This window comes from Lentilactobacillus dabitei (assembly GCF_019061365.1).
GTDB classification, from domain to species: Bacteria; Bacillota; Bacilli; order Lactobacillales; family Lactobacillaceae; genus Lentilactobacillus; species Lentilactobacillus dabitei.
Genome location: NZ_JAHPPD010000003.1, coordinates 33,223 through 59,962, shown reverse-complemented (window position 1 = coordinate 59,962; position 26,740 = coordinate 33,223). Strand labels below are relative to the sequence as shown.

Here is a 26,740-nt window from a genome sequence, read left to right as displayed (position 1 = left end):
GCAAACATCATTTTACAGAAATTTGGCCATGGGCCATTCTTTATTTAATTAGTGTTGCACTTAAAGTGTAAATTCAAGCTTTTAAAAAAGTGCTGAGAGGAGATTGAGAATGGTTAATTGGCAAGATGACCGTATTGGTTCAGCAATCAATGGAACCAATCCCATGATAATGAGCGAAATGCCGGGTGGATTCGCAGCATTTGGCGACACCCAATTTTTGCCTGGTTATTCTGTTTTATTGCCTAAGCGGGAAGTGGCCTCATTGAACGATCTGACGATTTCTGAGCGGACGTTATTTTTGACAGACATGAGTCTCCTAGGTGATGCGGTTCTACAAGCAACCGGAGCTATCCGAATTAACTATGATATTTTAGGAAATACCGATAACTTCTTACACGCCCACGTATTTCCTCGATATCAGAGTGAACCGCCTGAACGATTAAAAAAGCCGGTGTGGTTATATAGCCCCGATCATTGGTTTGATGAGCGGTATGCTTATGCCCCTGATCGGGATGGAAAATTGCGGGCGCAAATTACCGAGTTGTTAAAATCGGCGATAAAGTAACTTGACAATTCTCTTTAAAAATTGGGCAGGTTGTGATGATCTACATGGATGACTGCTATTTTTTGCCTACGATGGGGTTGCGGACGAATAATTGTCCTAAATGATTTTATAAATGGTATCAAAAAAATGTTCTGAAGCCGATGGAAAAGTTTCAGAACATTTTTTGTATGATGATTAAGTTAGTTGTGCCATAAATCACCTGCGTATAGTAATTGCAGGTGATTTGCTTTATTAATTGTTTAATCCCTTGACCAGTGATAAGCCAATTTCAAATCCAAGGCCATGGGCATATCGCTCAATGGTCGTTAAGGAGGGGGTGGCGACTAAACGTTCGATTCTTGCCAACTGGGGTTGCTTCATGCCAATCTGGTCGGCAAGGTCTGTTTGGGAGATGCCTCGTTTGATTCGTTCCGAACGAAGAGTTGTCAGGATTTCGGCAACTTTCATTTCAGCAGTGGACGGGGGTTGCACATTGGGGTTCATTTGATTTAACGTCGGCATTCGATTCTTTCTCCTTTGGTTAATGATATCCATTAATCATTTTAGCAGTTTTTCGGCCCAAGCACGGTTAATCATCCACAAAAGTTGAGATTTTGTCCTTTTGCCGTTGCCAATCCCGTCAGCTAAGGCAATAAGACTCTGAATAAGTGGTTAACATTGGCTGAGCCTCTAATTGTTAAATACGCAGAAATGGCCGGCTAGTTTTTGGATAATTGATCGTTGTCATCTGCATCAACAACTTACTTAATTGAGATAGCTTATTGTTAGTAGAACCCCCAACATTAAGGAATTGTATATCATTATTTGAAGTGGTTCTTTAACACTTTTGTCATAATCGATCAGAGTTTCTTAAGACATTCTAATAATCCTTATAATTGAGTGCTGGTTGATTCCATTGAGATTGTTTTTTGTTACGATAGGTTTGCTTCAACGTATTACAGAAATATTTCAATCATGTGACAGATACATAGGGGGCTTTTAGATGCGATTTAAACGGTGGTTAATTTTAGTTCCTTTACTCGTGTTATTGATGGGGTGTAGTTCCGCAGGAAAGTCGAGTCAGGATAAGGCTCAAAACAATAATGGCAAATTTAACGGGTTAACTCTGGACGTTTCCCGGCGGCACTATCACCTTTCAACGTTAGTCAAATTTATCAATTTGGTGGCTGCGAACCATGGCAATTTTGTTCAACTTCATCTGACTGACGATCGAGATTTTGCTATCGAAAATCAAACGGTTGGCCAGACCTTGGATCACGCGACAAAAAAAGATGGCGTTTGGCGCAATAACCAGACAAAGCAGGCCTTTTACAGCAAGGCCCAGATTCGCTATTTAGTTAATATTGCTCAGAAGCGTGGTGTAACGTTGATTCCAGAAATTGATACTCCAGCCCACGTCAACGGGTTGGTTGACACGATGAAGGCTAATGGCAAGGCGAAACTCGCCCGGCAACTCAGCTGGTATTCAAGGAGCTATGGTGATGAGCTGCATTTGAATCAGGCCAGCATTGATTTTGTTAAGAATATTGATAATGAAGTTGGGACGGAATTTGATAATCAAAACAACGCCCGGTTCCATTTGGGTGGGGATGAATTTACTGATAAGCTCACCAAAAATCCGGCCTACGTTAAATATTTAAATGCAACCAGCACCAACGTTGAAAAACTTGGGTTTATCCCCGAAGCTTGGAATGATGGGTTCCTGAACAGTGAGTTGGGTGATCTCAATAAGCATATTCAAGTCACCTATTGGAATTGGACGGCGGATCAGTCAGGCAGCCTGGGAGCCCGACGGAAAAAAGCCTGGGCCTCGATGCCGAAATTGATCAGTCACCATTTCAAAGTTTTGAATTACAACGATTATTATTTGTATTTCAACATTACTAAAGCCAACCTGGCGCCTAAAAATGTCGCCTATATGACTAAGGATATGAAGCAATACTGGAAGCCGACGCTCTGGCATTCCGACCACGCCACCAAGCTTAAATCACTCAATGGGATTGTTGGCAGCAGTGCCTCAATTTGGGGAGATTCGGTCGCCACAATTTCAGATAAAAAAGTTTATCAGGCCGGTTACCAATTTATCAAAGAATTTCTGGTTCTGGCCCGGAAGCCGGCTTGAATGAAGGGGATAGAAAAGGGGGAAGATCATGAACACACTTAGTTCATTTGTGATTTTATATCCAGTGATTGTTTCGACCGTTTGGATTATTGGCTCAGTATTCTTTTCGATTCAGCAGCGACGAGTGCCACTCATAAATTTTCATGCTGGCCAACCTGATGATTTGGTTTCGGTGTTGATCCCGGCACATAACGAGGCTGACACCCTGAAAAAAGTTGTCGAATCTGTCGCCAATATCACGTATTCCAAATTAGAACTCATTTTAATCAACGATGGCAGTGACGACGACACCCTCGCTGTGATGCACGAACTGGCAGAGGAATACACGAAACGATTTCCGGTTAAGATCATTAATATTGAAAGAAATCAAGGGAAAGCCAACGCCTTAAATAATGGTGCCAAGTTAGCTGAGGGCGAGTTTCTCCTGTGTCTGGATGCAGATTGTTACGTTGACAAGGATGCTTTGAAGCCAATGCTCGCCCAATTTTACAACGATCCCCACGTTGGCGCCGTTGCTGGCAAGCCGATTGTTCGCAATCGAACCAGCATATTAGGCCGCTTGGAGTTGTTAGAATACGTTGGGGTTATCGATATTATCAAACGCGGTCAGGCATTTGTGACCGGCCACATTACGACCGTTTCTGGAGTCGTTGTAGCTTATCGAAAAGCGGCTTTGGCAGATGCCGGTTGGTGGAATGCCGATGCGATTACTGAAGATATTGATGTGACTTGGCGTCTATATCATCATAAGTGGCAGGTTGTTTATTGTCCGCAATCGGTAGCTTGGATTCTGGTTCCCGAGCACATTAAAGATCTGGTCCACCAGCGAAGACGCTGGGCACGGGGCGGCTTTGAAGTCTTATTTCGTAACCGGGGGATGTTTGTGACCGGGCGCTTGAGTGAGCAATGGCTGCTCATGGATATGATTTTAACCGACCTATGGGCCATCAGCTGTTCATTTGTTACGTTATTTTATTTGATCACAGTCCTATTTACCGGTGATCTCATTATGGATGGTGTGATCTTATTTCTGTTATTATTTATTAGCTTGGTTCAATTTCTGATTGGCTATGCAGATTCAAGAAAATCTGATTTCATTAATTGGCATGACTTGTTATTATTACCGCTCTACGTCATCTTTTATTGGTTTATCAACTTGGTCAGCTGTTTAACCGCTCTTGGCTCTTTTTTCTTGGATCCACGCCACGTTGGAAGTTGGCGCAGCCCAGATAGGGGGCTTTAAAATGAAATCAAACAAACGAACTTCAGGTTTGATCATTCGCAAACGGTCATCCTTTTTAACAAATGTTAGGCGGGCACTGATTTTAGTCATCTTGTGGCTTATTACGGGCTATGTCATCTATATTAATGTTTGTTTTCTTTTGAACGCTTATTCGGATGCTCTGGTTTCTGATTACCTAGTGTTAAATCTTTCTTTTAGAGCATACGCGTCGTTTGCATTGTTGGTTTTAGCTGTCGCAATTTTAATGATTGCATTTGGTTGGTGGCGAATTCGACGATTGGAACGGAGGGCGAGAAACCATGACTAAAACACAACGAAAGTGGGCCCTAACCGGATTTATTGTGCTGTTTTTGAGTTTATTGGCATACAGCACCCATCGAAACATCGAATATGAGCTGGGTAATCGCCCTAGTTATGCCATTTCAGCTCACGACCAGCAGATTAAGAATGGGGTGATGGTCTTTTGCTATCATCGAGTCTTGGATAATACCCGAATCGTTAAATTTGATGAAGATGTGTCACCAAATAGCCAGTTTCATGACTTTAATGTTAATTTACCAGAATTCAGGCAGCAGATGAATTATCTCCAAGACCATCACATTAAAGTAATCTCCATGCCTGAGCTGATCAGAAAGATTGATCGGCATGAGCCAATTCGGGGAAAGATGGTGACGATTACCTTCGATGATATTGACCGAACGATGATTGGCAACGCCTTGCCGGTATTATTGGAGCATCATTATCCGTTCACCGATTCAATTATTACTGGAAATACTGGGTGGTATAAGCAAGGCACAAAGCTCGCAACCTGGCCGGCAATTTTACGGATGAAAAAGCGTGCTGGTAACTTGGTCACATTTGGTGTTCATACCAATCGAATGCACTATTTAGTGGATAATGGAACCCCAGTGTTCAATCTTCCCCGCAACTATACCCGCTTCAAGCACGATTACGCCACCAGCCAAGATGTGCTGAAAGAAAAAATTGGCTATCGTTCACCGATCTTCACATACCCATACGGTAGTGGGACCCCGCAGATTCAAAAGTTTCTGGATGAACAACGGCAATTAAAGGTGGTCCTCACTTTGAACGATGGCATTGTGACTGATCGAAGTAACTTGAAGCAAACTCCAAGAGTCATTATTAACTCTAGTAGTTGGCCAAGTGTTGAGAGGTGGATATGTAGTTAACTACTCCGATTATTAACCGCTTGGTTTCGCACTCTTAAAATAGTCACATTTTTCCGTTTCCTTCAGCCAACTTAACGAAAATTTGCTAATAAATGCGCTTTCTTTGGTGCTATACTTTGTGCGCTTGTAAAAGTATACACAATCACCATGAACGATCAAAACAGCTTCTGACCATAATCGACAGATTGTTTATCCTGATTGAATACCGCAGTCATCAGGGAGGAATTGCTTTGGAAAGTTCAACAAATGGTTCAATGGTGCATTACGCACTTAAGCCGGATATTGCAAAGTTTGGTGGATATGTTTTAGCAATTTTTGTTGTTGGTTGGGTACTGGTATTTTCTTATCTGAATCGATACCCTGCGTTATTGGGGATGGCGTTTTTATCATTTACGTTTGGCCTTCAGCACGCCTTTGATGTTGATCACATTTCTGCAATTGACAACATGACTCGAAAGCTGGTCAATGATGGTAAAAATACCCATGGGGTCGGTTTTTACTTTTCACTTGGTCATTCGCTGGTGGTCATCATCATGGCCCTCATCACGATTTTCTTTGTCGAGTGGTCAAAGACAAAGCTGCCCGCACTACAAAACGTTGGCGGCATCTTCGGCACGTTATTTGCCGGGTTTATGTTAATTCTGCTTGGAACCATTAACCTCGTGATTTTAGTCGGAATTTGGAAGTCGTTTAAAGCCATCAATAATGGCAACGTTGAGCAGGCAAATCAATCGACTGACACGAAGATTTTTAGATTTTTCAAAAAGAGTATTAATTTGATCAATCACAATTGGCAGGTTATCTGCGTTGGTTTCCTGTTTGGGTTGGGATTTGACACAGCCACTCAAATCGCCGTTTTGGCAACTTCAGCGGTTGCAACCAGTAAAGGCATTCCGTGGTTTGCTGTTTTCTCATTCCCATTGTTGTTTACGGCGGGGATGTGCCTAATGGATTCCAGTGATGGCTTATTCATGAGCACTGCCTACAGCTGGGTGTTCTCTTCACCATATCGGAAGGTGTATTATAATTTAGCGCTCACTGGCCTGTCAGTCACCGCAGCGTTCTTCGTCGGCATCGTCGATGTTTTACAGGCCTTTGGATCGGATATCCATTCCCATTTCTTTATTATCAAATGGGCACAGGCATTGAACTTCAATATCCTTGGCATTATGCTCGTTGGCCTGTTTATCATCACCTGGAGTGTGGCCCTCATTTGCTGGCAAGTCTTTAACCTCAATGAAAAAGATGAAGCCTTAAAGGAAAAGGATGAGGCCTTGCAAAAAGCGGACTTTTTACAAAATGATCAGCACCGTCAATAGAATCAATTTTGCATGAATCGCTCATTTCTGTTAGACTACTTCCAATCGTTTGGTTGTAAAAGAAAGGATAGATTAATGCAAATTTCTAAGACACTTACCATTCTCGGAGTAACGGCCGGCTTGGCAGCAATTGTTCCTGCTGCTCAGTCTGCTCATGCAAAGACGATGGCTAATCCAGTTCCCCAGGCACTTCAAGGAACTTGGTACGGCAAATATTCAGATGGCACAACTGGCAAGAGCGCGGTAAAATATCGACTGACAAAGTACACGTTCAAGCAGGGAGCCGCCAAGGCCACGAACCAAAACTATCAGGCAATTACTTTCTACGATAACGTTGATAAATACGCGAATACCAAGGATAGCAATTACTTATTTAAAGTCGCTAACAAAGTCAACAAGCACGGTTATTGGAAGTTGACGCTCATCAACGTCAACAGTCCACTTTATTTCAAGAAGGTTCAGCACAACGGTAAGACGGCCTTGAAAATGTACTCTTATCTCAGCTCGAACAGCAAAAAAGCACAAATTAACTATTATTATCAAAAATCAGAATAAATAGTATATTTTGATCAAGAGATTGGGACCAAAGGCGTTTTGATCCCAGAATTTAAGTGAAAAAGTAATGCATTTTGGTTTTGGAATGCATTATTTTTTTGGCTTAAATGGCCGGGATCAGCCGTTTGTCGCTTCCCATTACCTCACTTTTGTTCAATGCGTACAACAATCTTGACTGATCCGGTGAGTCATGTTGAACGGTTCACAATTAATGTTATGATTCTCTTGGACTAGAAATTATTTAGTAATGATAGGAAGTGGATTTTATGAATCGTTCAAATCGTTTAAAACGGATGGTCTTGGCGGCGATGTTGTTGGCATTATGTGTTATTGGCGCCAACGTTAAGATTATGGGATCGGTGGCATTTGATTCAGCACCGGCATTTTTGGGGGCTATTTTGCTGGGACCTGTATTTGGTGGCTTTCTTGGCATATTTGGTCACTTAGTGTCGGCTGCATTGGCGGGATTTCCACTCACCTTGCCGATTCACTTGATCATCGCTGTTGCAATGGGAATCTGTATGTTTGTCTTTGGCTGGCTGCGTCAAAAGCTTGGCAAAGAAGCCATTAAAGGGGTGGTGATTGCTGATATCGTTGGTTATGCAATTAACGTCCCAATTGAATTAGTGTTCATGTATCCCTTGTTAAAACAAGCAGTCTATGTGTACTTTGTGCCACTGACAATTGCGACAATCCTCAATTTGATTGTGTGTGAAGTGATTTATGCTGCCCTGCCAAAACGGGTGAAGGGAGCCCCATTTTTGCGGCTCCATAGCTAACTTGACTTTGGTATTGTTAGGCGCACCGTTACATGCGGTTAGCACCAACTTTTCGTGAAAGGAGAGACACCAAATGAATGGCGATGGTGGACAATTTCGAGATCTTTCCCTGGTTAGACTTGATGCGCACAACACATTAGTGATTGCCTGTGATTGTAGCGCTGGGATCGGGGAGAAAAAATTTGACGAAGTGTTAATTGATCCAGCAATTACAGCGGCTTATTCAGTGCGAGTACCACTGATGGAATTGATGTGTTTTGGTGCGGATCCCATCACGATTGTCGATACAATTGGCAATGAATTGCAGCCAACTGGCGAGCGGGTCATTTGGGGCATTCGCCAAGAGCTCAAAAAGGCAGGGTTATCTGGTCTCCCGCTGAATGGGAGTACGGAAGACAACATGCGGACTCAGACAACCTCAATTGGGGTTACGGTTGTTGCCAAGGCTCATCAGATCAATGTCGCTTCAATTCACTTTTCTGGAGCAGCCCTCGTTTATCAGCTTGGAACCCCATACGTTGGTGAGGAAGTTAAAAAGCATTTAGCCACAATTTTTTCATACGATTTGGTTCGAAAGATCAGGGCAAATGATGCTGTTGTGGATATGTTACCAGTAGGCTCTCGCGGAGTTCGCTATGAACTGGTTCAAATGGCCGAAACCCATCACGCTAAAATTGAAGCGATTGCAGATTTGAGCGTTCCTAATAAAAATCAGTCTGCTGGACCTGCAACGGTCGTACTGATCGCGATTAAGCCAATTCAGCAGCAACAGTTTGAACAAGCTTTCCCCAAGTTGGCATTAATTGCGAGATTAGCAGTTTTGGATTCATAAATTGAAGTAGTTAAGGATGATCGTTAATGATAAAGTCGTTGATTTTACTGACCCAGTTTTTTACTCGAATTCCAGTTCCGTATGAAATAAAGGACGCTACCAGCAGGTTTAAGAAGAGTATTCAATATTTTACGCTATTTGGCTTTTTGATCGGCTGTATTGAAGCCTTATTTTTTTGGCTGATGACGTTAATTTTCCCGATTTGGTTTGCTTGGATCCTGTACTGGATTTCTGACGGCCTGATTACCGGGGGATTTCATTTGGACTCGCTGGCCGATACAGCGGATGGCCTGTACTCTTCTCGCACCGTTGACTGCATTAAAGAAATTATGAAGGACAGTCGCATTGGTACTATGGGCAGCCTGGCATTGACTTATTTCTATGCAATTGTGATGGGGGCTGGTGTGGTGGCCTCACCGTATCTGAAGTTGTGGCAAATGGTTGGGTTAACTGCAGTGACGACGATGGTGGCAAAAACTGGTATGGTTTTGCTATTTTATAAGATGGTTTATGCTGGTAAGACGAAGGGCCTCGGCGCGTTATGGACAGGGGTTTCCCCGTGGCGAATTGCCGTTGCTCAATTATTTGCAATTATTGTGATTGGTTTGATTTTGGGCATTAGTGGTCTAATTGCTTACGTTATGGTGATTGTCTGTGCCTGGATTTATCGTCACTACATTAATCGTAAGCTTGGTGGTTTTACGGGTGACACAATTGGTGCGTATGGTGAACTGGGCCAAATTGTTTTCCTACTGGTACTGGCAGCGTTAGTAAAGGTGATCTAGATGAAGTTATTGTTGAGTCGCCATGGTGAAACAGCTTATAACCGCGAGAAAAAATATTATGGTAAAGCCGATGTTGAATTGGATGATATCGGTTTAAAGCAAGCTGATCAATTAGCTGATAAACTAAAAAATGTGCCAATTACGATTGCAATTCGAAGTAATTTGAAACGAACTGAGCAAACTTTGAATGCGGTCGAAAAGAATCATCCGACTACTCGGGTGATTGTTGAACCGGAATTTGACGAAATGCCCTTTGGAAATTGGGAGGGCAAGAATGCCAACGAGGTTGAAGCCGCTTATCCGGACGTCTGGGAAAAGTGGTTAAAGGCTCCCTTTGATGTGACTCCAGAAGGAGCAGAACCTTTTCATGATTTTGAAAAACGAGTGATTAAAACTATTGATCACTACCTGGAGACTTTGCCAGCGGATAGCACAGTTCTGCTTGTTGCCCATTTGGGCGTGTTACGGACATTGCATCATCATTGGTATCCTGATGTTGATTGGTGGTCTGTGAATTTTAACGCAGGCGATTATTCAGAATATAAGGTCAGCAAGCATGAAGTTAAGCTCATTCAGTTAAATGTTTGATAACCCTTTCAGAATAATTGGAAGCGTGACTGTTTTGTTACAATCATTAACTGTCACAATTTTGAAGTCAGTTCAAGATTGTGACTTTATTTTTGGTGGGATTCTGGAAAATTAACCAAAGGAACTCAGTTTAATTCAATATTTATTTAGAATTCAATTGATAACATTTTGCGCAATGACAATATTTTGTACCCGATCACCAATTTAATGTCAGACTCAAAATCAATTAGGTGAATATTTTCACTTGAACCTATGCTATTCTTAATGCGTCGATTATGGCTTATCAATTAAAGGGTAGGTGGATATATTATGGATGGTTTTATTGGTGAATTTTTTGGCACCATGATTTTGATTATGCTTGGTGCCGGTACCGGTGCTGGGTTTAATTTGAACAAGGCCTATGCTAAGGGGGCTAATTGGACGTTTGTCTGCTTGTCATGGGGGATGGCCGTTGCCATGGGTGTTTATGTGGCTGGATCACTCGGATCAATGGGACATTTGAATCCCGCCGTAACAATTGGATTTGCCTGCTTCGGCTTCTTCCCATGGAGTCAGGTTTTGCCATATCTGGCAGGTCAATTCTTAGGTGCTTTCGTTGGGGCAGCACTGGTTATCATTCAATTTGCTCCTCATTTCAAGGCAACTCCTGATGAAGCTTCAGGAAACCAAGTTGGAATTTTTGCAACGAGACCAGCAATCAAATCGCCATTATTTAATTTCATCTCAGAATTATTTGCCACATTTGCATTTATCTTCATCTTGTTAAACTTAGGTAACTTTACGCAAGGACTCAAGCCATTTATCGTTGGCTTCTTGATCTTCGTTATTGGTACTGGATTAGGTACGACCACCGGGTTCGCCATCAACCCAGCCCGTGACTGGGGTCCACGTTTGGCCTACACAATTTTGCCGGTTCCTAACAAAGGAAACGCCTATTGGGGCTATGCATGGGTACCAATGTTCGGACCGTTAGCAGGTGGAATCTTGGCCGCAGCGATTCAGTTTGCTTTAAAGGGTTAGAGTGCCGAAAGAGGCGCTTTGACGCGATTATATAAGAAGGCCCCCACTAAAGCCTGATTTTGGGCTTTAGTGGGGGCCTTCTTATATGTTAAGCGTCAGCCTCTTGAGGCACGTTTTCTCAACGTAATGGCGGAAATGCTGATTTTGGGCTTTAGTGGGGGATATTAAGTGTCAAACTCTTAAAACCCGTTTCAACCGCATAATCCCAAAACCAAAAGCCTTCAACAGCCATCAAAAAATGCTGTTAAAGGCCTATTTGTCGTCATTAAAAAAGTCAATCACCCGGATATTCGGTATAAATCCACTGAATAACCGACTTGCCTGCCACTGGGACTAACATCGATGAAGCGTTGGGCTGCTTGCAATCAACGGTGAATATCCATCCGCGTTGACCTGAGGAATCGGCTAACCCAGCAATACTGTTGATGTACGGGAACCCATTGACGGGTTGGGAATAATAGCTAATATTATGATCTTGAAAATACTGCTTAGAAACATCATAGACGCTGTCGCTATCCTTCCATGTCAGGTCGCGATGGATTGTCACGATCTTCTGGATTGAAGCGTTTCGCTGTCTAAACTCAGAAGGAGTTAAACCGGTATGCTGCTTGAAAATTTTGGTAAAGTAGCTGGTTTGTGCAAAGCCAATTTGTTTGGCAATATGGCTTACTGGCGACTCGCTTAAACAGAGCTTTTCACCTGCAACGGCAATCTTTTGATTATTGATGTAATCAATAAAGTTCACGTGCATAGTTTTTTTGAATATGCGGCTCAAATACGATGGCGACAGGAATACGTGTTGGGCAACTTCGTCTAGTGAGATGGTCTGATCAATATTGCTTTTGATGTAGTTAAGACAGGCCTCTAGGCTGTGATAGATGTTGCCGGAAGCATCATCGTCAAGCGAATTAGCTTCACTGGCTTTTCCGCCATTGATTGCGGGCATTGACTCAACCGGTGTTGACGATATCTTTTTGCTCGCTTCATTTCTTAAGTAAGTGTCGAAGTTCCGGAGTGCAGAGATGCCTTCACTTCCAAGCGCATCCCAGACGGAAATGTTAACGTCAGTGTCTGATTCAAATATTTGCCCAATAATGTTTTCTAAATAGTTTCTTGATAACGATATTCGTTGCTGTGAGACGTTGACAGAATTGCAAATACCGAGCCCCCAGAGTTTGTAATTCATTGTCACTGGAAAGATCGAAAAGATCTCGTCAGAATAAACGTTGAGACTTTGCTGGACATCTTCTGGTTGTTGGAAAATACTCCCATTTTTCAAAAGTTGGCCATCCAAGGTATAAAAGGCTGTGTCAATTTGAGTAATCCCAGAAAAAGTGTTGATTGCTTCAGCTAGCGTTTGATAGTCTTTCTGTTTGAGAGAATAGGTGATCATTATCGTGCCCCCTAGTCATTTATGAAGCCAATTACAATTGTATAGTGGAACCGCTTCCACCTTGATTCAATTTTATGATAATCAAATCGCGATTACAAGATAAATCATTGAAATAGTTAGTACTTTCTTGTTATTTTATCTTTTGTTGTGTAACTGTTTTCAAATATTGTTATTTTAAAGATGAACTTGTTTAAGATATCATAATGCAAATTCCTTATACTGAAAGTGTTTTCAAAAACAATTGAATTAGTCCAACGGTTCACAATTTCGCGAACCGAGAGATTGGTTCAACACACTTAGGAGGAATTTCACATGGAACAAGAAGCTTTAGGTTTAATTGAGACTCAAGGTCTTGTAGCATCCATTGAAGCTGCCGATGCGATGGTTAAAGCAGCCAATGTGAACTTAGTTGGTCAGGAAAAAATCGGTCACGGATTGGTAACTGTGATGGTTCGTGGTGATGTTGGTGCTGTTAAAGCAGCTGTTGATGCAGGTGTATCAGCCGCAGAAAACATCGGCGAAGTTGTTTCCAACTATGTCATTCCACGTCCACACACGGATGTTGAGAAGATTCTTCCAGATCCTAATGATTTAAAGAACGCTGCCTCAAAGTAAACTGATAATTTAGAAAAAATTTGATGATTATGTAGGTAATAATTATGGATAAAGATAATGATGCGTTAGTTGAGCAAGTCCTTAACGAAATGATGAAAAAAGGTATTTCGGTTAAGGGTGAGGATCAGTCAAAGTCGTCAGGAGGACAGCAAATGAATGATTTCTTAAACTCTACTAGTGCCGTTCCTGAATTAGTTGGAACTCGAAAAATCGGTGACACCATTGGAATGTGTATTCCAAGTGTTGATCCTTTATTGTTAGATCAACTTCATGTAACTAAGAGGTATTCAGTATTGGGTGTACTAAGTGCTCGTTCTGGAGCTGGGCCACATATTATGGCCATGGATGAAGCAGTTAAAGCAACCAATACAGAAGTAATCGATATCGAGCTCCCCCGTGATACAAAGGGCGGTGCTGGACATGGTTCCTTAATTTTAATTGGTGGGTATGACCCATCGGATGTACGTTCAGCCATTAAGGTTGCGTTAGACACGTTGAGTACGACCTTTGGCGACGTTTATAATTCGGCGGCTGGCCATTTGGAATTACAATTCACTGCTCGGGCAGCAGGTGCTTGTCACGCAGCATTTGGTGCTCCAGAAGGTAAAGCATACGGTTTGATTTGTGGTGCTCCTTCAGGCATCGGAGTCATTATGGCCGATACCGCAATTAAAACGGCTAGTGTTAATGTTTTATCATTTGCATCGCCAGGGCATGGAACCAGCTTCTCAAACGAAGGGATGGTTCATATTAGTGGTGATTCAGGTGCCGTAAGACAAGCCGTTAAGGCCGGCCGAGAAGTCGGACTGAAATTACTTGGTGCGATGGGTGAGAAGCCCGTTAATGACTTCCCATCTTACATTAAGTAGTCGAAAGGAGGAACACAATTGAAACGTCAAAAGAGATTTGAAAAATTAGAGAAACGTCCAGTTCATTTGGATGGTTTTGTTAAAGAGTGGGATGACGAAGGATTAGTTGCCCTGGAAGGTAAGAACGATCCTAAGCCTAGTATCAAATTAGAGAACGGTGAAATTACTGAACTTGATGGTAAGAAAAAAGAAGACTTTGATTTAATTGATAAGTACATTGCAGAATATGGTCTTAATTTGGACAATGCTGAAATGGCAATGAACACTGATTCATTAAAGATTGCTCACATGCTTGTTGATCCTAATGTATCGCGTTCAGAAATCATTAAATACACTACGGCCATCACCCCAGCCAAAGCCGAGGAAGTTATTAGCAAGTTAAACTTTGGTGAAATGATTGTGGCTGTTCAAAAGATGCGACCACGTCGAACACCGGCTACTCAATGTCATATTACTAACACTTTGGATAACCCAGTTGAAATCGCTGCTGATGCTGCTGAAGCTGCTCTTCGAGGATTTCCAGAACAAGAAACGACTACTGCGATTGCCCGTTATGCCCCAATGAATGCCATTTCAATTATGGTTGGGTCACAAACAGGTCGTCCAGGTGTTATTACTCAATGTTCTGTTGAGGAATCTGAAGAATTGAGTTTAGGGATGCGTGGATTCACTGCTTACGCTGAAACTATTTCAGTTTATGGAACCGACCGAGTATTTACTGATGGTGATGATACACCTTGGTCAAAAGGGTTCTTGGCTTCATGTTATGCATCTCGTGGATTGAAGATGCGATTTACTTCAGGTGCTGGTTCAGAAGTTATGATGGGCTACACTGAAGGCAAATCAATGCTGTACTTGGAAGCTCGTTGTATCTTTATTACCAAAGCATCAGGTGTTCAAGGATTACAAAACGGTGGTGTTAGTTGTATTGGTATCCCAGGTGCTGTGCCCGGTGGTATCCGTGAAGTCCTTGGTGAAAACTTGATGTGCATGATGATGGATATTGAGTGTGCTTCTGGTTGTGATCAAGCATTCTCACATTCTGATATTCGTCGAACTGAACGAATGATTGGTCAATTCATTGCCGGAACTGACTACATTTCATCCGGTTATGCTGCTGAAGAAAACCGTGACAACACCTTCGCAGGTTCTAACATGGATGTTTTAGATTATGATGATTATTGCGCAATGGAACGTGATTTGGCTGTTAACGGTGGTATTTTACCTATCCATGAAGAAGATGCTATTAAGATCAGAAATAAAGCCGCTAAGGCAATTCAAGCTGTTTTTGATGGATTAGGATTACCAGCAATTACTGATGAAGAAGTTGAAGCTGCAACTTATGCAAGCAACTCAGACGATATGCCTAAGCGAGATATGGTTCAGGATATGAAGGCAGCACAAGACTTAATGGATCGTGGTATTACTGTTTCAGATATCATTAAGGCACTTCATGATCACGGATTTAACGATGTTGCTCAAGCTGTTCTTGCTTTGGCACAGCAAAAAGTTTGTGGTGATTACCTTCAAACGTCTGCCATTTTTGATAAGAATTGGCACTGCATTTCAGCTATTGACAATCCTAACGATTATCAAGGCCCTGGTACTGGGTACCGTTTGTGGGAAGATAAAGACACATGGGACAAGATTAAAGATATTCCATGGGCTATGGATCCACAACATATGGACTTCTAGTACGACTTTTGAAGGGAGGCAAATTTAGATGAGTCAAGAAATAGATGAAACATTATTAAGAAGTATTATTAAAGACGTTATAGGTGAAATGAAAAACACTGATACACCAATTTCGTTTAATGATTCTGGAAACTCAGCAGCGACAGCAACTCAAGCTGCACCTTCAAGTAGTCAGACTTCTGATATCAAACCAGTTGACTGGTTCAAACATGTTGGCGTAGCCAAACCAGGATTGTCAAAAGATGAAGTTGTCATCGCGGTTGCGCCAGCATTTGCAGAAGTATTAACACGAACAATGACCAAATTACCTCATAAGGATGTTTTACGTCAGGTTATTGCCGGAATTGAAGAGGAAGGTTTGAAGGCTCGGGTTGTAAAAGTCTATCGTACCTCAGACGTTTCTTTCTGTTCTGTTGACGCTGATCAACTTTCAGGTTCTGGAATTTCTGTTGCGATTCAATCAAAAGGAACAGCGATCATTCATCAAAAGGACCAAGAACCATTGAGTAATTTGGAATTATTCCCACAGGCACCGGTGCTGACATTGGATACGTATCGAGCAATTGGTAAAAACGCAGCTCAATATGCAAAAGGGATGTCTCCTAATCCTGTTCCTACTGTGAATGATCAGATGGCTCGTGTGCAATATCAAGCATTGTCTGCTTTGATGCATATTCAAGAAACGAAGCAGGTAGTTCCTGGTAAACCGTCCGATGAAATTCAAGTATCATTTAATTAAGGAGGGTCAATATGAGCGAGGTAGATTCATTAGTAAATAAAATCATGAGTCAGTTGAAAGATGAAAACTCATCAGCATCCAGTTCAACATCAACTTCAACTCCGACAAATTCTGATAGTGAACTAGGTCGAAATGATTATCCACTTTTTGAAAAACATCCTGATAAGGTTAAATCCCCAACAGGAAAGAGCTTACATGACATCACACTAGATAATGTTGTTGATGGCACTGTTGGCCCAAAGGATTTACGAATTACCCCAGATACACTGCGTATGCAGGGGCAAATTGCTGCTAGCGCTGGACGAGTTGCAATTCAGAAGAACTTCCAGAGAGCTGCAGAATTAACTCAAATTCCTGATGATCGGCTTCTTCAACTATATAATGCTTTACGTCCTTATCGTTCAAGTAAGCAAGAATTATTAGATATGTCGAGCGAACTGCGAGATAAATATAATGCACCTGTTTGTGCAAATTGGTTTGCAGAAGCTGCTGAAAACTATGAGAAGAACAAGAAACTTAAAGGTGATAATTAATATCTAGTTAGGGGTTTTAGCATGACACGTGTGATTGGTGTTGATATTGGTAATTCTTCAACTGAAGTTGCCCTCGCTGATGTGTCTGATAGTGGCGAAGTTAAATTTCTGGGATCGGGAATTGCAGCTACAACTGGAATTAAAGGAACAAAGCAGAATTTGATTGGCGTTAAAAAGTCAATTGACAATGTTTTGAATTCTACTCATACCGATCTGTCGTCAGTTAATTTGATAAGAATTAATGAAGCAACACCAGTTATTGGTGATGTTGCGATGGAAACGATTACTGAAACGATTATTACCGAGTCAACGATGATTGGTCATAATCCTGGTACTCCAGGTGGTGTAGGAACGGGTTCTGGATATACGGTTCAACTTTTACAATTACTTCATGAAAGTGATCATTCACGCAACTACATTGTTTTGATTCCTAAAGATGTTGATTTTGCTGATGCGGCAAAGCTAATTGATGCATATGTCGCATCGGGCTTCCATATTACCGCTGCGATTATGCAAAGTGATGATGGTGTCCTCGTTGATAATCGATTACAAAACAAAATTCCGATTGTTGATGAAGTTGCCCGAATTGATAAAGTTCCATTAGGGATGCTAGCAGCTGTTGAAGTTGCCCCACAGGGTAAAGTTATTTCTCAATTATCTAATCCGTATGGGATTGCGACTCTATTCGGATTAACATCTGAAGAAACGAAAAACATTGTACCGGTTGCCAGGGCATTGATTGGAAATCGCTCAGCGGTTGTGATTAAAACACCAAAAGGTGATGTTAAAGCTCGGGTAATTCCTGCCGGAACTGTTTATATTACTGGTAATAAAGGAAAAGCTCAAGTTGATGTTGCCGCGGGTGCTGAAGCAATTATGAAAGCGGTTAATGAGTTTGATTCAATTGATGATATCACTGGTAAGTCAGGAACTAACGTTGGCGGTATGCTTGAAAAGGTTCGGCAAACGATGGCTGATTTGACCGGCAAGCAAAATCAAGATATTGCTATCCAGGATTTACTTGCAGTTAATACCTCCGTTCCGGTTAAGGTTACTGGCGGACTTGCCGGCGAGTTCTCCATGGAGCAAGCAGTTGGAATTGCTGCAATGGTTAAATCGGATCATTTACAAATGCAAATTATTGCGAACTTGATTGAACAAGATTTGCGCGTTCCTGTTGAAATTGGTGGGGCTGAAGCTGAAGCTGCAATATTAGGCGCATTAACAACTCCAGGTACCAGTAAACCAATGGCGATCCTAGATTTAGGTGCTGGGTCTACTGACGCATCAATTATTAATAAAGAGGATAAAAAGGTCGCAATTCATCTTGCTGGTGCTGGGGATATGGTTACAATGATAATCAACTCTGAGCTTGGACTAGATGATATTTACTTGGCTGAGGACATTAAGCGTTATCCGCTTGCTAAAGTAGAAAATCTCTTTCAGTTGAGACATGAAGATGGCTCAGTTCAATTCTTTGAGAAACCCTTGCCATCAAATTTGTTTGCGAGAGTTGTTGCAATTAAGCCAGATGGTTATGAGCCACTTCCGGGTAATCTGAGTATTGAGAAAGTCAAGATTGTCCGACAAACTGCCAAGAAACGAGTATTTGTAACGAATGCACTCCGGGCTTTGAGACATGTTAGTCCAACAGGAAACATTCGAGATATTCCGTTTGTTGTGATCGTTGGAGGATCTGCTCTTGATTTTGAAATTCCTCAACTTGTGACTGATGCATTGTCACATTATAACTTGGTAGCTGGGCGTGGAAACATTCGGTCAATTGAAGGCCCACGAAACGCCGTTGCAACTGGGTTAATTCTTTCATATTCAAGCGAGAAAAGAGGATAGCACATGGCAATCGATAATGATAGACCGGCAATTTTAATAGCTTTATCCGACAAATTGAATAACAAACTTCCTGGCAATTTGGAACCAATGCTACATGGAATCGAAGAGGAGCAAATTCCTTTCCAAATGATACAGGTAGCGGATTCTAGTTCAGCTGTCGATCGAGCCTATCAAGCGGCAGTGGCCTCACGTTTATCGGTTGGCATCTCGTTTGACGATCAACAAATTGTGGTTCATTACAAAAATTTAAACCCAAATGAGCCACTTTTTGTGGTTCCTATCGACAATCCGACAAATGTCAGAAAGATCGGTGCCAATGCCGCAAGATTGGTCAAAGGAGTACCATTTAAGAAATAAGGACAGGTGAGTGATTTATGGAATCAATTGGATATCTAGAAGTCGAGGGTCTGTCTGGTGCGATCGTTGCTGCTGATAGAATGCTTAAAACTGCTCAAGTTCAATTAAAGTTTCTTGAGAATACAAAAGGTAATGGTTGGATTACCGTTTCAGTTACTGGCGATGTTGCCGCTGTTGAAGCAGCGATTGATGCTGGGAAAGGCGAAATGGGCGATCGGGTTGCTGGCTCGATGGTAATTGCCAATCCTGCACCGGGAATTAGCGAGTTAGGTAAAAATGATGCCATCAAGAGTAAATTTGATGCTGCAACTGAATATGATGATTCCGATGACGATGGCCCAGATGATGATGGACCGGATGGCGGATCAGCTACCAACGCCAATCCAAAAGATGACGGTCCAAAAGGTGGTGGTTCTAATGGTGGGTCAAGTACCACGCCTGGTTCTGCTTCTACTAAGAAGGATGAGTCAAAGTCTGAAACAAAGCCGACAGCTCAAGCGGCAACAAAGCCTGCCGATAAGTCAGATAATAAGCCGGCAACTACGAGGGCTGCCACCACAAAGTCCACTAGTTCTAAAACAACTAGTAAGTCTACGAGTCAGGCAGCACGTAGTAAGCGGTCAAATACTCGACGAACACCTAGAAAACAAACTAAGAAGTAAACAAATTAGGAGGAATTTATTATGAATAACGCACTTGGAATGATCGAAACAAAAGGATTAGTTGGCTCTATCGAAGCAGCCGATGCAATGGTTAAAGCAGCTAACGTTGTTTTAATTGGTCAAGAAAAGATTGGTAGTGGGTTGGTAACTGTTATGGTCCGTGGTGATGTTGGTGCCGTTAAAGCTGCCGTTGACGCAGGAGTTTCTGCTGCAGAAAACGTTGGTGAAGTATTAACTTCATTCGTCATTCCTCGTCCACATTCAGAAGTTGAAGGTATCTTGCCAAATATTGACAAAAAATAATTCAAATTCAATCTAAGGACGGTTAGTGATTTATGGAAATTACTGAAGATAAGATTCGACAAATAATTCGTCAAGTAATTGATGAGCAAAATGACCCTTATCGAATTCCAATTGGTGTATCAAATCATCATATCCATTTAACCGATGAGGACTATAACACATTATTTCCAAATCAAAAGATGACGATACTAAAACGATTAAAGCAGCCAGAAGAATTTGCAACCAACCAAACAGCAACACTGATTGGACCTTCTGGAAAGATTGAAAATGTTCGTGTGCTTGGGCCAAATCGTTCACATTCACAAGTTGAAATTGCCCGTTCAGAGTGTTTTACACTTGGAATTGATGCGCCCATTCGCTTGTCTGGTCACCTCGATGGGGCCCCATCAGTTAAAATTAAGACGCCAGATGCTGAAATAACGGTTCAAGGAGTCATTGTTGCAAAACGCCACATCCATATGAGTTTAGAAGATGCTCAACGCTTTGGTGTCAAACTAGGAGATATTGTTTCTGTACGAATCGATTCGCCAGAACGCCGGACAACGTATGATGATGTTGTTTGTCGTCCAAGAAAAGATTTTGTCACAGAAATGCATTTGGATACTGATGAAGCAAGTGCAGCTAATGTTCGTGGTGACACGGTTGGTCACATTATTCTTCCAAAGGAAAGTTGAGATTTTGAACAAATAGCAAAGGTTGGTGGCCAAAATGGATCATATTGTTGAGCAAGTACTGGCTAAAATCAGGCAGCGCGAACACCAATCTTACGAAGTTGATTATTCCAGTGAGGGACTAGTGCCCGATCAGGGTGTTTATACAGATTATGCCAATGTGACCATTGATAACGTGACAATTCCACTGTTGGCCAACATCTACCGGCTGAATCTGGACGATTCCTGGACAAAGTGGATATTACAAGGGATTAGTTTCCAAGTAAACTTTACTTTTCAGATTAGTTCATCGATGGTCAACTTTATTCCAAAAAAAATGTTGTTAGATTGGCCTGTATCATTTGTCGTTGATCAAAAGCGGGCAGTCACTTCATTTTATCAGAAGGCAATCAGTCGTTCAGATCTTGCTACGCTGCCGGATAAATCAATTGTTGTTGTAACTCCGAATCAAAAGCTTACTGGTGAGGCTGAACAAATTAGTCAGCTGAAACAAATGATAATACAAATGAGGACTGATGAAAATTGTATATGGCACGAGTAATGGGGAGCGTCGTAGCTACCCAAAAAGATCGTTCATTGGTTGGCCGAAAACTAATGATTGTTCAGCCAGTGGATTCTGAAGGCAAGCCTACGAAGTCCGAAGAAGTCGCTGCTGATACAGTTGGAGCCGGAATTGGCGAATATGTACTATTAGTACGTGGTGCCGGTGCAAGACGAGCTACGGTCAGTCAAGTCCAAAACGATGTAAATGATTGTTCGATTGTAGGAATTATTGATCGATTCGACAAATGAAAAAAGAAGGGATTTTAAATGGCCATTTACACAAAGGGCGGCGATAAAGGATCAACAAGCCTTTTTGACGGCGAGCGAGTATCTAAAGACTCTTTGCGGGTCTCAACTTATGGAACGTTTGATGAACTGAATGCCAACATTTCACTGGCTGATAAGTTTTGTATCAGCGAGCGCAACAAGAAAATCTTGCAGCGAGTTGAATACCGAATGTTTTTCCTGCAGGGAGAAATTGCCACTAAAGATGCTGAAAAGTTCCGATCCCAAAGCAGAATTATAACGGATGACGATGTTCATTATCTTGAGTCAATTATTGATGACTATACTGCTCAATTGCCTAAAGTTAACAGTTTCATTTTACCGGGTTCGAGTCTTGCCGGTGCTCAACTTCATGTTTGTCGAACGGTATGTAGAAGAGCTGAACGACAATTGGTAGCGTTTATGAAGGTTAATCCCGTAAGACCGGAAATCGAGAGATATGTCAATCGCCTTTCTGATTTCATGTATATTATGGCCCGTTCTGAAGACCATCAGGACTATCTGGAAAAGGTTATCGAGAAAGTTGTTCAACGATACTGTAAAGCGATAGAGGGGTAAATGACCATGGATAAAGAACAAATTAATCAAATCGTAAAAGAAGTTTTATCTAAGGGATCAAATGCAACCGCTTCAAATGCATTTGACCGTCATAAGATGGAAAAAGTAATCGACGCAGCTGTTGCTAAGGCAGACGAATTACACGTTGGAGTCACAATTTGTATTATGGATATCACGACAACCGTTCAGATGTTGTACCATATGCCAAATGCAAACTTGGTTAGCTCCACATTAGCGCCAAAGAAAGCATGGTCTGCCATTGCGATGAAAGAGCCAACCAAGGACATTAGTAAAGATATTCAACCTGGTGGTCCTTTATATCAGATGGAAACGATGCTTGATGGAAAGCTCGTCTCATTCCCAGGGGGCATTCCACTTATCGAGGATGGACAGATGATTGGTGCTATCGGTTGTAGTGGTGGCTTAATCGAAGAAGATCAAGCCATTTGCGAAGCAGCCGTTCAAGAATTTTCTAAGGAGCGTATGTGAGATATGCAAGAACAAAATATTGAAGAAGCAATCAGAAAAATTCTAAAAGAAGAATTAAGCGGTCAATCGCAATCTGGTTCTGATAATAATGAAGCCCAACCCACAGGTTTAGGAAACGGAATTTTTGAAACTGTTGATGAAGCGATTGCAGCTGCAAAACAAGCTCAAGAAATTTACGCTGACAAACCTATGGCATTTCGTGAAAAGGTCATTCAAGCAATTAAAGATGGCTTCGGTCCAAAGATTCACTACATTGCCCAAGCAACTCGGGATGAAACCGGAATGGGAACTGTTGAAGCCAAGGAAACCAAGCTGAAGAATGCCTTGTACAACACTGCTGGCCCTGAGATTTTGAAGCCAGACGTTGAAACTGGCGATGGTGGGATGATCATGTATGAGTACACACCATTTGGCGTTATCGGTGGTGTTGGCCCAAGTACAAATCCCGGCGAAACGGTTATCAACAATTCCATCATGATGCTTGCTGGTGGCAATGTCTTATTCTTTGGTGCCCATCCAGGTGCTAAGAACATTACGCGTTGGATGATCGAGCACTTAAATGAATTCGTATACAAAGCAACCGGTCTGCGGAATTTGGTTGTATCGTTGGCAACCCCATCCATTGAATCGGTTCAACAGATGATGCACCACCCAGATGTTGACATGTTGGCTGTAACTGGTGGTCCTGCCGTTGTTCACCAAGCATTAATTAGTGGTAAAAAAGCAATTGGTGCCGGCGCTGGTAACCCACCTGCCATGGTTGATGATACTGCCGATCTTGATTTGGCCGCTCATGATATTATCACTTCATGTGGATTTGATAACAACATCCTATGTACTGCTGAAAAGGAAGTTGTTGTCCAAGCCGATGTTAAGGATCAACTGATTGAAAAAATGCAAAATGATGGTGCCTTCTTGTTAACGGATCAGAGTAAGATTGATGAAATTGCTCATATGACGATTCAAGAAAATGGTGCCCCTGATCGTAAATTTGTTGGTAAGGATGCAACCTTTATCCTGGATGAAGCTGGTGTATCTTACACAGGCCATCCAACCGTTGTGATCTTTGAGGCCGATAAAGATCACCCATTGGTAAAGACTGAAATGTTAATGCCATTATTGCCAATTGTTTCCTGCCCAACATTCGATGCTGTTTTGAAGACCGCAATTGAAGTTGAAATGGGTAATCACCATACTGCCTCAATTCACTCAGAAAATATTCCGCACATTAATAAAGCAGCTCACCGAATGAATACGTCAATCTTTGTTGCTAACGGCCCAACATTTGCTGCAACTGGTGTTGGCGATAATGGTTACTGGAGTGGAGACGCTGCGTTAACGATTGCTACTCCAACTGGTGAAGGAACAACAACTGCCAAGACATTTACTCGCCGTCGTCGCTTCAATTGCCCAGAAGGATTCTCATTGCGTTCATGGGAGGTCTAATATAAGATGGAAGAAATTCAAATTCCAACTAAAATTTACTCGGGTAATGACAGCTTAGACTGGCTGCAGACCTTAAAAGGCAAAAAGATTTTAATGGTTTGTGACGCGTTTTTGCCAAATACCCCCACCCTAGACAAGATTAAGGGTGAAGTTGATGGTAACAATGATGTTTCAATCTTTTCTGACGTAAAGCCTGATCCACCTTTGGATAATATCATGGAAGGCGTTGAACAGTTCGGTAAAGTTAAGCCTAATGTGATGATTGGAATCGGTGGTGGTTCAGCTATTGATACTGGCAAAGCCATTCGTTTCTTTGGTGAGAAGGTTTATCAACATCCGATTGATGAATTTATTGCTATTCCAACAACGAGTGGAACTGGTTCAGAAGTAACTAACACCAGTGTGGTTTCTGATACAAAGAATCATACCAAGATGCCAATTATTAAAGATCATTTGACTCCAGATATTGCGTTACTTGATCCTGAACTTGTGATGACGGCCCCTAAGAGTGTCACAGCCTTCTCGGGATTGGACGTTTTAACTCACTCACTTGAGTCACTGGTTTCACGGGATGCTAATACCATCACTGATGCTTTAGCTGAAAAGGGAATCGATGTTATTACTCACTGTTTGGTAGAATGCTACAAACATGGTGATAATGAAGCAGCTCGTAAAGTTGTTCACGAAGCATCATGTGCTGCTGGAATTGCGTTTAACAATGCCGGTTTAGGGATTTGCCACTCACTTGCCCATCAATTGGGTGCTAACTTCCATGTTCCGCATGGTTTGGCTTGCGCAATGCTTTTGCCACACGTTGTTGAATACAATGCCAGTCATTCAGAAGAAGCCTTGCACAAGTACGGTGCTGCCATCAAGAAGACCGGCTTGGTATCCCAAGGGATGAGTGATCGAATTGCCGTTCAACGAATTGCTGCTAAGATTCGTCAAATGATGGTTCAAATGGATTGCCCACAAACCTTACGGGCGTTCGGAATCGACCCAGCAGAAGCTGAAAAGAAGACGGACGTTGTGGTTGCTGATGCAAAGAAGGACGGTACTTTCCCAGGAAATCCTGTCGTACCAACTGATGATGATTTGAAAGCAATTTACGATAAAGTCATCAAATAATTAAATTAGAGACAGAGAGGAAGCACAGTATGGTAGAGAAAATTCTTGCAATCAACGCTGGGAGTTCATCGCTGAAGTTCAAGCTATATTTGATGCCCGATGAGCAGGTCTTAATTCATGGAATGGTTGATCGAATTGGTCATCCTGATGCGGTCTTTACTTACCAGACGGCAGATGGCGCTAAGCACAACACCACCGAATCGGTTAAAGATCACACGGAAGCAACTGAGCTCGTTATCCAAGCGTTGAATGAAAGTGGTGTAATCAAAGATAAGTCGGAAATTGTTGGCATTGGTCATCGGGTTTCTCATGGGGGTAGTTATTATACGCAATCCGTTGAGATTAACGATGATGTTGCCAAGCGAATTTCTGAATTGTCAGTGCTTTCTCCCTTACACAATCCGGCTAATTTGTTAGGAATTGAAGCCTTTGAGAAATTGTTACCGGAAGCGCGAGAAGTTGCCGTATTCGATACGTCGTTTCACAGCACAATGCCGCCAAAGGCTTACACATACGCCTTACCGTATAAATATATTGAAAAATATGGGATCCGGCGTTATGGATTCCATGGCCAGTCACATCAATATATTTATAGCGTTGTTCGTGATCGTTTTGGCGAACAAGTTGCTGACAAGCTTATTTCTTGTCATTTAGGAAATGGTGCCAGCATCTGTGCAATCAGGGATGGTCGATCGGTCAACACTTCAATGGGCTTTACCCCACTGGCTGGACTGGTGATGGGAACTCGTTCAGGTGATATTGATCCGGAAATTTTACCATTTCTTGAAGAAAAGGAGCATCTGGACTCTGAAGATGTCAGGAGCATGTTGAACCACGAATCTGGTGTCTTAGGAATTTCAGGGGTATCTAACGATATTCGGGATGTTTTGAAGGCAGAAGCTGAAGGTAATCAGCGTGCTAAATTGGCACTTGATGTCTATGTTCATCAAATTCAACAATTTATTGGTGCTTATACCACAGATCTTGGTGGCTTGAAGGTCTTATCCTTCACCGCTGGGGTTGGCGAACATTCTGCTCCAATTAGAGCTCGGGTTTGTGAAGGACTTGAATATTTAGGCATCAAGATTGACGAAGCAAAGAATCAAGCAAATGATATTGAAATTCAAACTTCAGATAGCAAAGTGAAAGTTGTCGTAATTCCAACCGATGAAGAGTTAATTATTGCTCGAGAAACGGCCAAAGTAATCGGCTGAACAGATAAAAAACAGGATGGGGTGGTAAAAGTGGCTAGAGATATTGAACGGAGTATTCAAGAATACGTTCCTGGTAAACAGGTGACCCTGGCCCACATTGTTGCCAATCCTACGCCTGATATTTATGAAAAGCTCGGACTACAGGCTCATCGGGATGCCATTGGAATTCTGACAATTACGCCAAGTGAAGCATCAATTATTGCGGGTGATATTGCCACCAAATCAAGCAATGTAACCCTTGGATTCATTGATCGATTTAGTGGTTCAGTGGTCATAATCGGCGAAGTTTCAGAAGTAGAATCAGCACTCAAAGCAGTGGTTGAAAAGCTTCACGATCTGTTGGATTTTGATATTCCAAAAATCACAAGAACATAAAGGTGGAGAACAGCAT

The 26,740-nt window shown here is 42.0% G+C and carries 32 protein-coding genes; 30 read left to right on the top strand and 2 right to left on the bottom strand.

All coding sequences use genetic code 11. The features are described 5' to 3' along the window. Positions 1 to 109 precede the first annotated feature (109 nt). Positions 110 to 565: an HIT family protein gene (locus KTE19_RS01060; RefSeq protein ID WP_217341413.1), complete on the top strand. Its 456-nt coding sequence runs from the start codon at positions 110 to 112 to the stop codon at positions 563 to 565. A 231-nt stretch (positions 566 to 796) separates the two neighbouring features. On the opposite strand, the gene KTE19_RS01055 is transcribed toward KTE19_RS01060, so the two are convergent. Continuing rightward, a complete protein-coding gene (locus tag KTE19_RS01055; protein WP_430673518.1) occupies positions 797 to 1,048 on the bottom strand; it encodes a helix-turn-helix domain-containing protein in 252 nt (83 codons plus the stop codon). Between the two features lie 499 nt (positions 1,049 to 1,547). Here KTE19_RS01055 and KTE19_RS01050 point away from each other — a divergent pair, with 499 nt between their 5' ends. The 11 genes from KTE19_RS01050 to KTE19_RS01000 all read left to right on the top strand — a co-directional run bounded on the left by KTE19_RS01050 (position 1,548) and on the right by KTE19_RS01000 (position 10,998). Then, positions 1,548 to 2,687, top strand: a complete 1,140-nt coding sequence (locus KTE19_RS01050) for a family 20 glycosylhydrolase (protein ID WP_217341412.1) — start codon at positions 1,548 to 1,550, stop codon at positions 2,685 to 2,687. A 28-nt stretch (positions 2,688 to 2,715) separates the two neighbouring features. Beyond that, positions 2,716 to 3,930 (top strand): glycosyltransferase family 2 protein, encoded by a 1,215-nt coding sequence (locus KTE19_RS01045; RefSeq protein ID WP_217341411.1) that lies wholly within the window; start codon positions 2,716 to 2,718, stop codon positions 3,928 to 3,930. 1 nt (position 3,931) lies between these two features. Then, the gene (locus tag KTE19_RS01040; protein ID WP_217161738.1) at positions 3,932 to 4,237 is read left to right on the top strand and encodes a hypothetical protein; all 306 of its coding nucleotides are present in this window, start codon (positions 3,932 to 3,934) and stop codon (positions 4,235 to 4,237) included. Then, the gene (locus tag KTE19_RS01035; RefSeq protein WP_217161740.1) at positions 4,230 to 5,120 is read left to right on the top strand and encodes a polysaccharide deacetylase family protein; all 891 of its coding nucleotides are present in this window, start codon (positions 4,230 to 4,232) and stop codon (positions 5,118 to 5,120) included. The genes KTE19_RS01040 and KTE19_RS01035 overlap by 8 nt, the downstream gene beginning before the upstream one ends. Positions 5,121 to 5,374: 254 nt before the next feature. Further along, on the top strand, positions 5,375 to 6,439 hold the full coding sequence (locus tag KTE19_RS01030) for a HoxN/HupN/NixA family nickel/cobalt transporter (protein WP_217161835.1): 1,065 nt from the start codon (positions 5,375 to 5,377) through the stop codon (positions 6,437 to 6,439). Positions 6,440 to 6,514: 75 nt separating this feature from the next. Then, the gene (locus tag KTE19_RS01025; protein WP_217341410.1) at positions 6,515 to 6,994 is read left to right on the top strand and encodes a hypothetical protein; all 480 of its coding nucleotides are present in this window, start codon (positions 6,515 to 6,517) and stop codon (positions 6,992 to 6,994) included. Between the two features lie 266 nt (positions 6,995 to 7,260). Beyond that, the gene (locus KTE19_RS01020) at positions 7,261 to 7,773 is read left to right on the top strand and encodes an ECF transporter S component (RefSeq protein WP_217341409.1); all 513 of its coding nucleotides are present in this window, start codon (positions 7,261 to 7,263) and stop codon (positions 7,771 to 7,773) included. 73 nt (positions 7,774 to 7,846) lie between these two features. Then, complete coding sequence (locus KTE19_RS01015) at positions 7,847 to 8,605, top strand: AIR synthase related protein (RefSeq protein WP_217161745.1); 759 nt, start codon at positions 7,847 to 7,849, stop codon at positions 8,603 to 8,605. A 26-nt stretch (positions 8,606 to 8,631) separates the two neighbouring features. Beyond that, positions 8,632 to 9,390: an adenosylcobinamide-GDP ribazoletransferase gene (gene cobS, locus KTE19_RS01010; protein WP_217341408.1), complete on the top strand. Its 759-nt coding sequence runs from the start codon at positions 8,632 to 8,634 to the stop codon at positions 9,388 to 9,390. After that, positions 9,391 to 9,978, top strand: coding sequence for a histidine phosphatase family protein (locus KTE19_RS01005; protein ID WP_217161750.1), 588 nt, complete (start codon positions 9,391 to 9,393; stop codon positions 9,976 to 9,978). 309 nt (positions 9,979 to 10,287) lie between these two features. After that, entirely contained in the window at positions 10,288 to 10,998 is a 711-nt protein-coding gene (locus KTE19_RS01000; RefSeq protein ID WP_217161752.1) for an MIP/aquaporin family protein, read from the top strand. A 274-nt stretch (positions 10,999 to 11,272) separates the two neighbouring features. Here KTE19_RS01000 and KTE19_RS00995 read toward each other — a convergent pair whose 3' ends face one another. After that, the gene (locus KTE19_RS00995; protein ID WP_217161754.1) at positions 11,273 to 12,391 is read right to left on the bottom strand and encodes a helix-turn-helix domain-containing protein; all 1,119 of its coding nucleotides are present in this window, start codon (positions 12,389 to 12,391) and stop codon (positions 11,273 to 11,275) included. Between the two features lie 312 nt (positions 12,392 to 12,703). On the opposite strand from KTE19_RS00995, the gene KTE19_RS00990 reads away from it, so the two are divergent. Genes KTE19_RS00990 through KTE19_RS00905 form a run of 18 tightly spaced genes read left to right on the top strand, consistent with a single transcriptional unit; the run spans position 12,704 to position 26,724 of the window. After that, positions 12,704 to 13,006, top strand: coding sequence for a BMC domain-containing protein (locus tag KTE19_RS00990; protein ID WP_217161756.1), 303 nt, complete (start codon positions 12,704 to 12,706; stop codon positions 13,004 to 13,006). Between the two features lie 44 nt (positions 13,007 to 13,050). Next, a complete protein-coding gene (gene pduB / locus KTE19_RS00985) occupies positions 13,051 to 13,875 on the top strand; it encodes a propanediol utilization microcompartment protein PduB (protein WP_217161758.1) in 825 nt (274 codons plus the stop codon). 18 nt (positions 13,876 to 13,893) lie between these two features. Then, the gene (locus KTE19_RS00980) at positions 13,894 to 15,570 is read left to right on the top strand and encodes a propanediol/glycerol family dehydratase large subunit (protein WP_217341407.1); all 1,677 of its coding nucleotides are present in this window, start codon (positions 13,894 to 13,896) and stop codon (positions 15,568 to 15,570) included. A 28-nt stretch (positions 15,571 to 15,598) separates the two neighbouring features. After that, on the top strand, positions 15,599 to 16,309 hold the full coding sequence (locus KTE19_RS00975) for a propanediol/glycerol family dehydratase medium subunit (RefSeq protein WP_217161763.1): 711 nt from the start codon (positions 15,599 to 15,601) through the stop codon (positions 16,307 to 16,309). Between the two features lie 11 nt (positions 16,310 to 16,320). Beyond that, entirely contained in the window at positions 16,321 to 16,842 is a 522-nt protein-coding gene (locus tag KTE19_RS00970) for a diol dehydratase small subunit (protein ID WP_217161765.1), read from the top strand. Positions 16,843 to 16,863: 21 nt separating this feature from the next. Beyond that, entirely contained in the window at positions 16,864 to 18,693 is a 1,830-nt protein-coding gene (locus KTE19_RS00965; RefSeq protein ID WP_217161767.1) for a diol dehydratase reactivase subunit alpha, read from the top strand. A gap of 3 nt (positions 18,694 to 18,696) precedes the next feature. Continuing rightward, complete coding sequence (locus tag KTE19_RS00960; protein WP_217161769.1) at positions 18,697 to 19,050, top strand: glycerol dehydratase reactivase beta/small subunit family protein; 354 nt, start codon at positions 18,697 to 18,699, stop codon at positions 19,048 to 19,050. Between the two features lie 17 nt (positions 19,051 to 19,067). Then, a complete protein-coding gene (locus KTE19_RS00955) occupies positions 19,068 to 19,712 on the top strand; it encodes a BMC domain-containing protein (protein ID WP_217161771.1) in 645 nt (214 codons plus the stop codon). Between the two features lie 18 nt (positions 19,713 to 19,730). Then, complete coding sequence (locus tag KTE19_RS00950) at positions 19,731 to 20,015, top strand: BMC domain-containing protein (protein WP_275453022.1); 285 nt, start codon at positions 19,731 to 19,733, stop codon at positions 20,013 to 20,015. Positions 20,016 to 20,053: 38 nt separating this feature from the next. Beyond that, positions 20,054 to 20,689 (top strand): phosphate propanoyltransferase, encoded by a 636-nt coding sequence (locus tag KTE19_RS00945; protein ID WP_217161837.1) that lies wholly within the window; start codon positions 20,054 to 20,056, stop codon positions 20,687 to 20,689. Between the two features lie 34 nt (positions 20,690 to 20,723). After that, complete coding sequence (gene pduM / locus KTE19_RS00940; protein WP_217161773.1) at positions 20,724 to 21,227, top strand: PduM family microcompartment protein; 504 nt, start codon at positions 20,724 to 20,726, stop codon at positions 21,225 to 21,227. Then, entirely contained in the window at positions 21,209 to 21,478 is a 270-nt protein-coding gene (locus KTE19_RS00935) for a EutN/CcmL family microcompartment protein (protein WP_054748920.1), read from the top strand. Before pduM ends, KTE19_RS00935 begins: the two co-directional genes overlap by 19 nt. A gap of 18 nt (positions 21,479 to 21,496) precedes the next feature. Then, positions 21,497 to 22,072 (top strand): cob(I)yrinic acid a,c-diamide adenosyltransferase, encoded by a 576-nt coding sequence (locus KTE19_RS00930; RefSeq protein WP_217161775.1) that lies wholly within the window; start codon positions 21,497 to 21,499, stop codon positions 22,070 to 22,072. Positions 22,073 to 22,078: 6 nt separating this feature from the next. Continuing rightward, entirely contained in the window at positions 22,079 to 22,561 is a 483-nt protein-coding gene (locus KTE19_RS00925) for a GlcG/HbpS family heme-binding protein (RefSeq protein ID WP_054748918.1), read from the top strand. A gap of 3 nt (positions 22,562 to 22,564) precedes the next feature. Continuing rightward, positions 22,565 to 24,007 carry an aldehyde dehydrogenase family protein gene (locus KTE19_RS00920; protein ID WP_217161777.1) on the top strand — a complete coding sequence of 481 codons (1,443 nt, stop codon included), beginning with the start codon at positions 22,565 to 22,567 and terminating at the stop codon, positions 24,005 to 24,007. 6 nt (positions 24,008 to 24,013) lie between these two features. Next, positions 24,014 to 25,135 (top strand): 1-propanol dehydrogenase PduQ, encoded by a 1,122-nt coding sequence (locus tag KTE19_RS00915; protein WP_217341406.1) that lies wholly within the window; start codon positions 24,014 to 24,016, stop codon positions 25,133 to 25,135. Positions 25,136 to 25,164: 29 nt separating this feature from the next. Continuing rightward, complete coding sequence (locus KTE19_RS00910; protein WP_217161781.1) at positions 25,165 to 26,349, top strand: acetate/propionate family kinase; 1,185 nt, start codon at positions 25,165 to 25,167, stop codon at positions 26,347 to 26,349. 30 nt (positions 26,350 to 26,379) lie between these two features. After that, positions 26,380 to 26,724 carry a BMC domain-containing protein gene (locus KTE19_RS00905; RefSeq protein WP_054748916.1) on the top strand — a complete coding sequence of 115 codons (345 nt, stop codon included), beginning with the start codon at positions 26,380 to 26,382 and terminating at the stop codon, positions 26,722 to 26,724. Positions 26,725 to 26,740: the final 16 nt, after the last annotated feature.